Source organism: Burkholderia plantarii, from assembly GCF_001411805.1.
Taxonomy (GTDB): Bacteria; Pseudomonadota; Gammaproteobacteria; order Burkholderiales; family Burkholderiaceae; genus Burkholderia; species Burkholderia plantarii.
Genome location: NZ_CP007213.1, coordinates 2,305,474 through 2,317,597, shown reverse-complemented (window position 1 = coordinate 2,317,597; position 12,124 = coordinate 2,305,474). Strand labels below are relative to the sequence as shown.

At 74.1% G+C, this 12,124-nt stretch carries 8 protein-coding genes; 3 read left to right on the top strand and 5 right to left on the bottom strand.

The annotated features are described in order from the left end of the window. Positions 1-181: 181 nt before the first annotated feature. The 3 genes from bpln_RS26775 (at position 182) to bpln_RS26765 (ending at position 4,706) form a co-directional block, all read left to right on the top strand. Entirely contained in the window at positions 182-901 is a 720-nt protein-coding gene (locus bpln_RS26775) for a DUF1223 domain-containing protein (protein ID WP_055140516.1), read from the top strand. A gap of 38 nt (positions 902-939) precedes the next feature. Continuing rightward, positions 940-3,069 carry a protein-disulfide reductase DsbD family protein gene (locus tag bpln_RS26770; protein ID WP_055140515.1) on the top strand — a complete coding sequence of 710 codons (2,130 nt, stop codon included), beginning with the start codon at positions 940-942 and terminating at the stop codon, positions 3,067-3,069. A gap of 320 nt (positions 3,070-3,389) precedes the next feature. Continuing rightward, entirely contained in the window at positions 3,390-4,706 is a 1,317-nt protein-coding gene (locus bpln_RS26765; RefSeq protein ID WP_055140514.1) for a glycosyltransferase family 9 protein, read from the top strand. 238 nt (positions 4,707-4,944) lie between these two features. On the opposite strand, the gene bpln_RS26760 is transcribed toward bpln_RS26765, so the two are convergent. From bpln_RS26760 to bpln_RS26740, 5 genes are all read right to left on the bottom strand, one after another. Continuing rightward, positions 4,945-6,522, bottom strand: a complete 1,578-nt coding sequence (locus tag bpln_RS26760; RefSeq protein WP_055140513.1) for a methyl-accepting chemotaxis protein — start codon at positions 6,520-6,522, stop codon at positions 4,945-4,947. Between the two features lie 433 nt (positions 6,523-6,955). Further along, on the bottom strand, positions 6,956-7,615 hold the full coding sequence (locus bpln_RS26755; protein ID WP_082465450.1) for a DUF2894 domain-containing protein: 660 nt from the start codon (positions 7,613-7,615) through the stop codon (positions 6,956-6,958). Next, positions 7,608-8,303 carry an OmpA family protein gene (locus tag bpln_RS26750; protein ID WP_042628181.1) on the bottom strand — a complete coding sequence of 232 codons (696 nt, stop codon included), beginning with the start codon at positions 8,301-8,303 and terminating at the stop codon, positions 7,608-7,610. Before bpln_RS26750 ends, bpln_RS26755 begins: the two co-directional genes overlap by 8 nt. Then, entirely contained in the window at positions 8,300-11,140 is a 2,841-nt protein-coding gene (locus bpln_RS26745; RefSeq protein WP_055140512.1) for a DUF802 domain-containing protein, read from the bottom strand. The genes bpln_RS26750 and bpln_RS26745 overlap by 4 nt, the downstream gene beginning before the upstream one ends. Positions 11,141-11,150: 10 nt before the next feature. After that, complete coding sequence (locus bpln_RS26740; protein ID WP_338025974.1) at positions 11,151-12,122, bottom strand: DUF3348 domain-containing protein; 972 nt, start codon at positions 12,120-12,122, stop codon at positions 11,151-11,153. Between the last annotated feature and the right edge of the window lie 2 nt (positions 12,123-12,124).

The following is a 12,124-nucleotide window of genomic DNA, read 5'->3' as shown; positions in this document are numbered from 1 at the left end:
CGGGTGGGCGCCACCGTCCGCCGGATGTTGCGGGATGGCGCCGCGCGCGTGCGATGCGCGCGCCGGCGGTGCCATGGTTCCGTGCCGTCATGCGCCGGCCGTGCCGCGAATGTGCATGCGGCTGTAACCGTTTCGCCGTGCCGGACGAAATACCGATACCGTTCGTCACCGGAGGCCAGCCATGCCGTTCCGTTCATTCCCCGCCCTGTGCGCGGGTGCCGCCGTGCTCGTCGCCTCGCAGGCGATGGCCGCCGCGCCGCGGCCCGTCGTCGTCGAGCTGTTCACGTCGCAGGGCTGCTCGTCCTGCCCGCCAGCCGACCGCTTCCTCTCCGAGCTCAGCGACACGCGCGCCGACGTGCTGCCGCTCGCGTTCCACGTCACGTACTGGAACCAGCTCGGCTGGAAGGATCCCTGGTCGTTCGATGGCGCGACGCAGCGCCAGGCGCGCTACGGCGAGCGCTTCCGGGACGGCTCGTATACGCCGGAGATGGTGGTCGACGGCACGGCCGCCGTGGTCGGCTCCGATCGCGGCGCCGCCGAGGCCGCGATCGACCGGGCCAGGCGCGCGGGCGTCACGGCCGCCGCCGTCAGCGCGAGCCGCGGCGGCGACGCGGTGGCGGTGTCGATCGGCGCGGGGGCCGGGCCGGCGCGCGTGCTGCTGGTGGGCTACGACGCGCGCCGCGCGACGCCGGTCGGGCGCGGCGAGAACGCCGGCCGGACCTTGACCGAGTCGAACATCGTGCGCGGCGTGATGCCGATCGGCGAGTGGCACGGCGCGGCGCTGACGCTGCATGTCGCGCTGGTCGAGGGCGAGCGCCTGGCGGTGCTGCTCGAGGCGCCGGACGGCCGGATCGTGGGGGCCGCGCGCGTCGCCGACGCCGCCGCGCCCGGCGCGCGCTGAGCGCCGGCGGACTCGCACGGGATCGGGAGGCCGGCACCATGCGTATCCTGCGTTGGCTCGCGCGCGCGGCGCTGGCGGCCGCGGCCTTGCTGGCGGCGGCGAGCGCCGCGCACGCAGCCGAGTCAGGCTGGGTGGGCGACGCGCGCGCGCAGGCACGGCTCGTCACCGCCGCCGACGGCGTGACGGGCGCGACGCTGCGCGCCGGCCTCGAATTGCGCTTTCCGCCCGGCTGGCACGGCTACTGGCGCACGCCCGGCGACGCGGGCGTCGCCCCGCATCTGGACTGGTCGCGCTCGGCCGGTGTCGTGGCGGCCGATCTCGCGTGGCCGGCGCCGACACGGCTCGTCGTCGAGGGGCTGCAGAACGCCGTCTACACCGGCGACGTCGTGCTGCCGCTGACGCTGCGGCTGCGCGAGGCGCACGCGCCGGCGCGGCTGCGGCTCGCGCTCGACTACGCGACCTGCTCGAACGTCTGCGTGCCCGAGCATGCCGATCTCGCGCTCGATCTGCCGGCCGCCGCCGGCGCGACGGTAGCGCCGTCGGCGCAGGCCGCGAGCCTCGACGCGGCGGCCCGCGCGCTGCCGGGGCCGCCCGCGCGGGCCGGGTTCTCGGTCGTCTCGGCCACGCTCGCGGCGCCCTCGACGAACCGCTCGGGCGCGCCGCATCTGCAGGTGCGGGTGCGCAGTACCGCCGGGCCGTTTGCCGCGCCGGACCTGTTCGTCGAGGGCGCGGGCAGCGGCCTGCCGGCCGCGCCCGAGGTGCGGCTGTCGGACGACCGGCGCGAGGCACGCTTCGACGTCGGGTTGCCGGCGGCGGCCGGTGCGGCGCGCGCGCTGGGCGTGACGCTGGTCGATCGCGGCCGCGCGGCCCGCTTCGAGGTCGATCGCGCGCGGGCCGGCGCGGCCGCGCGCGGCGAGGCGGGCCGGCTGTCGATCCTGCTGCTCGCGCTGGCCGGCGGCCTGATCCTGAACCTGATGCCGTGCGTGCTGCCGGTGCTGTCGTTGAAGGCGTTCGTGCTGGTCAAGACCGCGAGCGCCTCGCGCGCCGCCACGCGCCGGCTCGCCGCCGCGTCCGCGCTCGGCACCGTCGCGTCGTTCCTGCTGCTCGCGCTGGGGCTCGCGGCGCTGAAGCTCGGCGGCGGCGCGATCGGCTGGGGCATCCAGTTCCAGCAGCCCTGGTTTCTCGCGACCATGTCGGTCGCCACCGCGCTGTTCGCCGCGAGCCTGTTCGACTGGCTGCCGCTCGGCCTGCCCGCCGTGCTCGCCGATCTGGCCGGCGCTCCCGCCACGCGCGGGCCGCTCGTCGAGGCCTTCCTCTCCGGCGCGTTCGCGACGCTGCTCGCCACGCCGTGCTCGGCGCCGCTGGTCGGCACCGCGGTGGGCTTCGCGCTCGCGCGCGGCCCGTTCGACATCGTGGCGGTGCTGCTCGCGATGGGGATCGGCATGTCGTCGCCGTTCTGGGCGATCGCGATCGCGCCGTCGCTGGCCGGCTGGCTGCCGCGCCCCGGTGCGTGGATGAACCGGCTGCGCACGGGGCTCGGCTTCCTGCTGCTGGCCACCACCGGCTGGCTGCTGGTGCTGCTGTCGGCCGTCACCGGCGCGCGGATCGCGCTGGCGGTGGCGCTGCTGCTGGCGGCCCTGGTGGGCCTGCGCGCGATCGTGTCCGGGCTCGCCCCCGCCGCGCCGCGTCGTTGGCCGCGCGTGCTGCTGGTGGGGCTGGCGGTCGGCGCGATCGTCGTGGCCGGTCTGCCGGACGCGCGGCGCGCGCCCGATGCCGTGGGGGCCGGGCGCGCGGCGGAGGCGGATGTTCCGGCGGAGCGGGCCGGCTGGCAGCGGTTCGACCCGCAGCGCATCGCGACGCTGGTGGCGGCCGGCGAAACGGTGTTCGTCGACGTCGACGCGACCTGGTGCCTGACCTGCAAGGTCAACGAACTGACCGTGCTGAGCCAGCCCGCCGTGCGGCGCGCGCTCGCCGCCCCGCACGTGGTGCGCATGCGCGCCGACTGGAGTCACGTCGATCCGGACATCGCGCGCTACGTGACGCGCTTCGGCCGGGCGGGCATTCCGCTCGACGTGGTGTACGGGCCGAACCTGCCCGACGGCCTGGCGCTGCCGGAATTGCTGCGAACCGACACGGTGGTCGAGGCGATCGACCGCGCCGGCGCCTGAACGGCCGGATGCCGGCCCGCGCCGCGATCGGGCCGGTGTTCCGTCCACGGCCGGTGCCGGCAGGCGAGGGGGCGAGGCCGCGGCGTGAAGCCGGTCGTGAAGCGAGGCCGCGAGGCGGTGCAGGCGCGGGCAGCGTGGCCGCCGCCGCGAGGGAGCGGCCCCCGCCCGTCGCACCGGCGTGCCCGGACGCGCCGGCATGGTCGCGGTTCGCCGCGATGTGCCGGCCCGCGCCCGCCGTGCCGCGCAATTCGCGCCACCGGGCCCGGCCGGCTTGCGGTAACGTGTGAAGCTCGTCTCCTGCCTTCCGGTCGTCCGCCGTCATGTCCGCCCCGTCTTCCGATCCGCACCCCGCCCAGGCACATTTCGAACTCGCGCTGTCGCTGGTCGGCGAGGATCGCTACGCCGAAGCCGAACGCGAATATCGCGAGGTGCTGCGGCTGCTGCCGAACGCCGCCGCGGCGCACAGCAATCTCGGCAACGTGCTCGAAGTGCTCGGCCGCCTGCCGGAAGCCGAGACGCACGTGCGGCTTGCCGCGATCTTCGATCCGGACCTGCCCGAGGCGCACTACAACCTGGGCAGCATCACGCGCCAGTCAGGCCGCCTCGACGAGGCCGAGGCCGCCTACCGCCGCGCGCTCGCGCTGCGCCCCGACTATCCGGACGCGCAGTTCGGCCTGGCCACGCTGCTGCTGGCACTCGGGCGCTACGAGGAGGGCTGGCGGCGCTACGAATCGCGCTACACGCACCCGCGCTTCGTCCACGCCGACACGAAGCGGCGCCTGCCGTGCCCGCAATGGCAGGGCGAGCCGCTGGCCGGGCGCAGCGTGCTGGTATGGCAGGAGGACGGCCTGGGCGACATGATCCAGTTCGCCCGTTATCTGCCGATGCTGAAGGCGGCCGGCGCGCGGCAGGTGACCGTGGCCTGCATGGGCGCGCTGCACCGTTGGCTCGCGGGCATGGACGGCGTCGACGCCGTCCTCGACCACGACGCCGCGCAGGCGCAGGCGGCGCGTTTCGATTGCTGGACGAGCCTGATGAGCGCGCCCGCGCATTTCGGCACCACCGTCGAGACGATTCCCGCGCCGCTGGCGCCGGGCATGGACGCCGCGCGGCTCGCGCGGTGGCGGGCGCCGCTCGACGCGCTGACGGGCGGGCGCAAGGTGGGCCTCGTCTGGAAGGGCAACCCGCGCCATCACAACGACGCGCACCGCTCGCTGCCGTCGCTCGCCATGCTCGCGCCGCTGTGGGCCGCGCCCGGCATCGACTTCGTCAGCCTGCAGAAGGGCGCGGGCGAGGACGAGGCCGCGCGCCCGCCCGCCGGCCAGCCGCTGCTGCAGCTCGGCGCGGCGGTGGGCGATCTGGCCGACAGCGCGGCCGTGATCGCGCAACTGGACCTGCTGATCGGCGTGGATACGGCCGCCGTCCATCTCGCCGCGTCGCTGGGCGTGCCGTGCTGGGTGCTGCTGCCGGCGCGCGACGTGGACTGGCGCTGGATGCAGGCGCGCGAGGATTCGCCGTGGTATCCGGGCAGCGTGCGCCTGTTCCGGCAGTGGGGCGACGAGGGATGGACGCGCGTGGTGGCGCGGCTCGCGCGGGCGCTGGACGCGTGGGCGAGGGCGCCGGCGGCGCGCGGGTGAGGCGCGAGGCCGGCCGCTTGTCGCCGCCCATCGCGTCGGTGGCGTCGCCGCGGCACGAGGCCGGCCACGGCGCGTGGTGCGCCGCGCCGGCGTCGCGCTGATCGGCACGAACCAGCCGGCGAGCACGTCATGCGGCACGAGCTCGGCCGCGATGACGGCGCCGAGGGTGACGAGGCCGAGGGTGACGACCAAGCGGCGGGCGCCGCCCCGTCGGTCGGCTCGCCCGAGGCGCCTTGCGTCAAGCGCTCTCGCCGACGCGGAAGAACGCCACCGCCTCGGTCAGATGGCGGCCCTGGCCTTCGAGCGACTTCGACGCCGCCGCCGCTTCCTCGACCAGCGCCGCGTTCTGCTGCGTGACGGAGTCCATCTGCGTGATGGCGAGGTTGACCTGCTCGATGCCGCGGCTCTGCTCCTGCGAGGCCGAGGCGATCTCGCCCATGATGTCGGTCACGCGCGCCACCGCCTGGGTCACCTCGGACATGGTCGCGCCGGCCGTGGTCGCGAGCGACGAGCCTTCCGCGATCTTGCGCACCGATTCGCCGATCAGTTCCTTGATTTCCTTGGCGGCGCTCGACGAGCGCTGCGCGAGCGAACGCACCTCGCTGGCCACCACCGCGAAGCCGCGGCCCTGTTCGCCGGCGCGCGCGGCTTCCACCGCCGCGTTCAGCGCGAGGATGTTGGTCTGGAACGCGATGCCCTCGATGATGCCGGTGATGTCGGCGATGCGCGTGGAGCTGGCGCTGATGTCGCCCATCGTGCTGACCACCTGGCCCACCACCTGGCTGCCCTTCACCGCCACTTCCGAGGCGTTGGTCGAGAGCATGCTGGCCTGCTGCGAGTTCTCGGCGTTCTGGCGCACGGTGGACGTCAGCTGCTCCATGCTGGAGGCGGTTTCCTGCAGCGAGGCGGCCTGCTGCTCGGTGCGCGCGGACAGGTCGACGTTGCCCGAGGCGATCTGGCTCGAACCGGTCGCGATGCCGTCGGCGGCCGAGCGCACCTGGCCGATCAGGTCGACGAGGCTGGTCTGCATCTGCGCCATCGAGGCCAGCACGCTGCCCTCGGGCGCGTGCTCGCCGCCCGCCACGCGGCTCAGGTCGCCGTCGGCCACGCGGCGCGCCACGGCATTCAGGTCGTCCGGCTCGGCGCCGAGCGAGCGCATCAGGCCGCGCGTGATCAAGAGCCCCGCGATCACCGCCATCGCGATCGCCGCCAGACAGATCGCCACCAGCAGGTTGCGCTGCAACGCGTAGCGCTCCGCGGACTCGCGCAGCATCCCGTCGGCGCGCTCGCGCGCGGCCGCCTGATAGGCGTCGGTGGCCTTGACCAGCGCGGCCAGCAGCGGCCGGCACTCGTCGTTGATCTTGGTGATCGCGTCGTCGCGCTTGCCGGCCACGGCAAGATCGACGATCCCCTGGGCGACCGGGCGGTAGGCCGCCTCGATCCGGTTGATCTCGCCCACCAGGTCGCGTGCCCTCGGGCTGGTGTCCTGGCCGTTCGCGATCAACTCATTGAGTTTCGAAAGGTTCGACTCGACCTCATGGTCGGCCTGCGCCTCCACCTCCTTCTCCAGCTGGAAATCCGCGGGACGCACGGCGAGCGCCATGTTGCGCGCCGCGATGGCGCGCCGGTCCACGGCGTTGCGCACCTGATGCGTCAGCATCGCGCGCGCGTTGACGCCGGATACGAAACGCATGAAGCGATCGTTCGCGCTGCCAAGCATCGCCAGCGAGATCGCCGATACGATCGCGACCACGGCCGCCAGCACGGCGAACGCGCCATAGAGTTTTACCTTGACCGACATCTTCTTATTGCTCATACCAATGGATTCCGAATAGCTTTTCCGAGACGTGAAGGAAGTTCTCTCAAAGCCGACGCGCTCGGTTTGTCGGTCGTGGCGATGAAGGCCATCTGATGAGCAATAACGGCGCGCGGCGGTGCAGGTTTAATCGCGCAAAGGTTTGGCGTCTCGATTTATCTTTATTTAACAATGCTGCGTTGCACACGGGAGTGGCGCCGCGATCTGGACGCGAACACCGTGCGGCAGCCGCGTCACGACGGCGAAGGGGGCGAAGGGGGCGATCCGGGTGGTTTCAGGCGCGCCGCGCCGGGTTCCCGGCGGCGTGTCGCGAGGCGCACGAACGTGGCGCTTGGGCGAACGTGAGTCGGGGCGCCGCCGTGTCAGGCGGCGCGACACGGTGCGATGCGGTGCAGCTTGCCGTCGCGCGGCACGCCGTTCGCGCCTATCGCGCCTATCGCGCCTTCGCGCGCCGGGTTTTCCTCGGCGCGCCGGCCGTCGCGCGCGGCGCTTCCTTCTGCGTCGAGGCCGCGTCGCCATGCAGATCCTCGAGCCACGACAGCGCGTCGGCATAGGCGAGGAACTGGCGCAGATAGTCGGGCGACAGCTCGCGCATCGACAGCAGCGCGCGATGCACGAGGCTGCTCGAATTGAGCGGCCCGGCGTTCTTCGGCACGCGGTCGAGCGACTGCTGCACCTGCTGGTCGGCGCTTAGCTTCGACCAGACTTCACGGAAATAATCGAGCAGTTCGGCGGGCGGCCCGCGGCGCGCGGCGCGCGCGACGTCGTCGCGCAGTGCCGCGAATGCATGGCGCGCCGGCCTCGCTTCGGCAGGCGCGGCGGTGACGGGTTCGTGCGTTGCCGCACGTTCGACGATGGCCGCGTAATCGGCGAGCCGGGCATCGAGCCGCGCGTCCAGCACGCGCCGCGCCGCGCCCGCATGCGTACTGGCGCGCCGTGCCAGCGCGTCGAGCGCGGCGAAACGCACGGGGGCGAGCCGGTCGGCGCCGTGCGCGCGCCACGCGGCGAGCCGGGCCTCGATCGCGGTGGAGCCGCGCGGCGCGGCATCGGGTGCCGGGGCCTCGGCGCGCCCGGGCGGGAGCGCGTCACTCATGCGCGTTGCCCGTCGCGGCGGCGGGGCGCGAAGCGGCCGAAGCCTGCGCGGCGGCGGCCACCGAACTCGTCGGGCGCGGCACCGCGGCGATCTCCACGCGGCGGTTTCTCGCGCGGCCCGCCTCGTCGGCGTTCGAGCTGACCGGCTGTTCGGAGCCGAACGCCGCCGCGAACACCGACGCGGCGGGCACGCCGGCATCGATGAACGCGCGCGTGACCGTCAGCGCGCGTTCGGCCGAGAGTTCCCAGTTGTCGGCGAAGCGATGGTTGCCGGCGTGGACCTGCTGGTCGTCGGCGAAACCGCTGACCATCAGGATCTGGTCGCGGTCGCGCAGATAGGCGCTCAGCGGCCCGGCGAGGCTGCGCAGCAGCTCGCTGCCCTGCGGCTGCAACTGGTCGGAATTCACGGCGAACAGCACGTTGCCGCTGATGCCGATGCGGCCGTCCACCAGCGTCACGCGGCCTGCCGCGAGCGGGCCGGCCAGCGCCTGCTCGAGCGTCTTGCGCCGCTGCGTTTCGAGCTGCCGCTGCTTCACCTCGTCGGCGAGCCGCGACGAGGCTTCGAGCTGCAGCCCGATCACGCCGACCAGGATCAGCACGAACGCGCCGAGCAGCGCCGCCATCAGGTCGCCGAACGCGGCCCAGACGGGCGCGGTCGGCTCCACGCCGCCTTCGATCTCGTCGTTCATGCCGCGTTCGTCCCGCCGATGCGCTGCAGGTTGTCGACGATCTGCTTCTGCGAGAGCAGGCTCAGGTCGATCACGTCCTTGGCCTGCGCGACGTAGTAGGCGAGCTGCTCGTCACTGCGCGCGAGCGACTGGTCGAGCGCCGCCTCGATGCGCTGGAGTTGGGTCATCAACTGATCGTTGGTCGCGCCGAACTGCTGCACGGCCTGGCCGAACGCATCGGCCAGGCTGGCCATCTCGACCGCGCTGCCGGTGACCTGCGCGGCCACGCCGTCGAGCGCCTGCGCGCCGGCCGCGACCTGCTCGTCGAAGCGCGTGCCCACGCGCTCCATCAGGCCGGCCGAGGTCTGCACCAGCGCGTCGATGGCGTCGCGCTGCTCGGTGCTCGCGTGGCTGACGGCGTCGAGCAGCGTGGCGACGGTCGAGAGCAGGCGCGCGCGCTCCTCGAGCATCGCGGTGTCCTGCACCATGCTCTCGGAGAGCTTGCGGCGCAGCTCGCCGACGATCTCCGCGGCGGCGCGCGGCGCGTCGGCGGCCGCGTCGGCCAGGCGCGCGATCTCGGCGATCGTGCCGTTCGCGTGCGTTTCGGTGTGGGCGGCGATCTCGGTGGCGGTTTTCGCGAGCGCGTCGCAGATGGTTTGCTGGCGCTCGGCGGCTTCGGTCGATGCGGCTTTCCATGCCGAGGCATTGGCTTCGGCCGCGCGCGCGATCTCGGCGATGGTGCCGCTGGCGTGTGCTTCGGTTTGCGCGGCGATCTCGGCGGCGGTCTTCGCGAGCGCGTCGCAGATGGTTTGCTGGCGCTCGGCGGCTTCGGTCGAAGCGGCCTTCCATGCCGAGGCATTGGCTTCGGCCGCGCGCGCGATCTCGGCGATGGTGCCGCTGGCGTGTGCTTCGGTTTGCGTGGCGATCTCGGTGGCGGTTTTCGCGAGCGCGTCGCAGATGGTTTGCTGGCGCTCGGCGGCTTCGGTCGAAGCGGCCTTCCATGCCGAGGCATTGGCTTCCGCCGCGCGCGCGATCTCGGCGATGGTGCCGCTGGCCTGCGCTTCGGTTTGCGCGGCGATCTCGCCGGCGGTCTTCGCGAGCGCGTCGCACACGGCTTCCTGACGCTCGGCCGCCTGCGTACTCGCCGCGAGCCACGCGGCCGACGCCGTGTCGGCCGCGCGCTTGATTTCGGCGATGGTGCGCGCGGCCTGCGCCTCGGCCTGCGCCGCGATGCCGTGCGTGGTCCGTTCGAGCGCCTCGCCGAGCGCCTGTTGCCGCTCGGCTGCCTGCGCGCTCGCCGTCTGCCACGCGGCGGACGTGGTGGTGGCGGCGCGCGCGATTTCGGCGAGCGTGCGGCTGGTCTGCGTCTCGGCCTGCGCGACGAGGCTGCCGGCGGTCCGTTCGAGCGTCGCGCAGACGGCCTGCTGCTGCTGCGCCGCCTGTGCGTTGAGCGTATGCCATTCGCCGCGCAGCGCCGCGCCGAGCGCGGCGAGCTCGGCCGTCCAGGCCTTGAGCCGCGTGTCGTCGCGCTCGGCGAGCCGCGCCTGCCAGTCGGCCTGCGCCGTGCCCAGCTCGCGCAGCAGCCCGGCCGCCTGCCGCCCGAAGGTGTCGGCCGCGGCCGCGAGCGCCTGCCGCTGCTCGCCGGCCAGCTTCTCGCCGGTCTGCTCCTGGCGCGCCAGCGCGGCCTGCCACGCCTGCGAGACGCCGTCCGCGGCCGTCGCCTGCTGCGTGCCGACCTCGCGCAGCAGGGCCGTCGAGCGTGCCTCGAAGCTGCTGTTGAAACCGTCCAGCGCGCCGCGCAGGTCGTGCGCGAGCGTGTCGCCCCAGCGGCGCTGCGCGTCGAGCGCCTCGGTCCAGATCCCGGCCACGCGCGTGGCGTTGGACTCGAAGCCGGTGGTGAGGCCGTCGAGCTGGCGCTCCACGGCCTGCGTCAGCGAGCCGTGCAGGGCGGCGCTTTCGCGCGCGAGACCGGCCATGGCCGCCTCCACCACCGGCGCGATCGCCGCGCCGGCGGCGCGCGCGCTGTGCTCGGCGCTCGCCGTCAGGGCGTCGCCGAGCGTGGCGGCCAGGCGCGTGTAGCTGGCCTCGGCGCTGGCGAGGAACGCCTGCTGGCCGGCCATCTGGTGCTCGCCGAGCGTCGTGCTCTGGCGCTCGATGCCGGCGATCAGGGTTTCCAGGCGCGCGACCAGCGTGGGCAGCGCCTCGGCCTGCCGCTGCATCATCAGGAAACCGGCCTCGCGCTGTTGCGCCTGCGTGAACGGACGCAGCGTGGTGGCGAGCTGCGCGTCCAGGCGCTGGGCGACTTCCAGCCGCTCGCGGCGGCACAGCGCCGAGAGCAGCCCGAGCATGGCGGAACTCGCGACGCCGGCGATCGAGGTGCCGAACGCGAAGCCGAGCCCGCGGATCGGCGCATAGAGCGCGACGCGGATCGCGTCGAGGCCGGTGGCGCCGTCGAGCGCCGCGCTGGTGCCGCGCAGCGTCGCCACCATGCCGAGCAGCGTGCCGAGCATGCCGAGCAGCACCAGCAGGCCGACCAGATAGGGCGTCAGCGCGGGGCCGGGCAGCGCGGCGCGCTCGCCGTCGAGGCGCGCGCGCACGGCGCCGCGCAGGCTCGGGTGCAGCGCGTCGAGCCAGGCGCCGGACGAGGCCGGCGCGGCCGGCAGCGCGAGCGCGCGCGCGAGGTTCGCGGTGGCCTGCCGGTAGCGGTGCAGTTCGAACGCGCCACCCGCGTAGCAGGCCGCGATCAGGGCCGTGACGGCCAGCGCCAGCGGATTGGTGGCAAGGTAGCCGGCGCCGATCCAGCACACCACGGCGAGGCCGGCGAGAAACACGACGAGATCGATACGAAGTCTGGACATAGGGTTTGCGTTAGCGGGCGTGCAGGGCCGCGAGCAGCCCCTCCACCGGTTGGAACCGAACCTCCAGTTCGGCGAGCAGGACGCTCTGCAGATCCTTGCGGAAGGTGTCGAGCCAGGCGAGCGGCGCGGGCGCGCCGGCGGACGCGGCCGGGCCGCCGTGGTCCGCGTTGTCGGCGCCGGACTGTCCGGCTGCCGATGTCCGTGCCGATGCTGGCTCGACCCGATCCGCTCGATCGCTTTGACCGCTTTGATCGGCCTGATCAGTCCGGATGGCCGGATTGGCCAGCGCCTCGCGGCGCAGGCGCTCGAAGCGCGCCGCGAGCCGGCCCGGCACGGCGCCGAACAGGCTGCGCTCGCGCGTGGCGAGCGAGCGCTCCATCGCGGCGTCGAGCACGGCGAGCCGCGCCATGGCCGGCGAACTCGCGACGAGCCGGCCGCGCAGGAACGTGCGCAGCTCGCCGATATCGCTGTCCATCAGCTGTTGCAACGCGAGGTAGCTCTGGCGATAGACCGCGAAATCGGCGTCCGTGGCGGGGGTGTCCGGCGCCGGCCGGTGTTGCGCGCGCCGGGCGCCGAAGCCGGCCGCCGCGCCGCGCCGTGCGGCCTGCGCGGGCGCCAGCACGGGGTCGCCGGCGATCGCCGCCGACAGCGTGGCGCGCAGCTTCCGGCAGCGCTGCGCCGCCTCGTCGTCGCGCGCGCGTGCGCTGCCGCCGGCGGGGGCGGGGGCGGGCGCGCCGAGCACCGACGACAGCGTGACCGCGTCGGTCCAGCTCAGCCATTGGCTGAGCCGGTCGGCGAGCGGCTGCTGGGCGGCCTGGGCCGGGAGCGGCAGCCCGGTGTCGCCAAGGCTGGCCAGCAGACGGACGAGGGCGGGCGCACCGGAAAGCGTGCGCGGCGGGGAAGGCGGCATGCGGCAGGAAACGAAAAAAGGCAGCAGTTTACACGTCGGCGCGCGCGAGCTTGCGGTTTTGCTGCATCGCATGC

What these genes read in the sequence shown, in the direction of transcription:
- bpln_RS26775 (WP_055140516.1), top strand. Translation starts at nt 182, where the DNA reads ATGCCGTTCCGTTCATTCCCCGCCCTGTGCGCGGGTGCCGCCGTGCTC.
- bpln_RS26750 (WP_042628181.1), bottom strand. Translation starts at nt 8,303, where the DNA reads ATGAACGACGAGATCGAAGGCGGCGTGGAGCCGACCGCGCCCGTCTGG.
- bpln_RS26770 (WP_055140515.1), top strand. Translation starts at nt 940, where the DNA reads ATGCGTATCCTGCGTTGGCTCGCGCGCGCGGCGCTGGCGGCCGCGGCC.
- bpln_RS26740 (WP_338025974.1), bottom strand. Translation starts at nt 12,122, where the DNA reads ATGCGATGCAGCAAAACCGCAAGCTCGCGCGCGCCGACGTGTAAACTG.
- bpln_RS26755 (WP_082465450.1), bottom strand. Translation starts at nt 7,615, where the DNA reads ATGAGTGACGCGCTCCCGCCCGGGCGCGCCGAGGCCCCGGCACCCGAT.
- bpln_RS26765 (WP_055140514.1), top strand. Translation starts at nt 3,390, where the DNA reads ATGTCCGCCCCGTCTTCCGATCCGCACCCCGCCCAGGCACATTTCGAA.
- bpln_RS26760 (WP_055140513.1), bottom strand. Translation starts at nt 6,522, where the DNA reads ATGAGCAATAAGAAGATGTCGGTCAAGGTAAAACTCTATGGCGCGTTC.
- bpln_RS26745 (WP_055140512.1), bottom strand. Translation starts at nt 11,140, where the DNA reads ATGTCCAGACTTCGTATCGATCTCGTCGTGTTTCTCGCCGGCCTCGCC.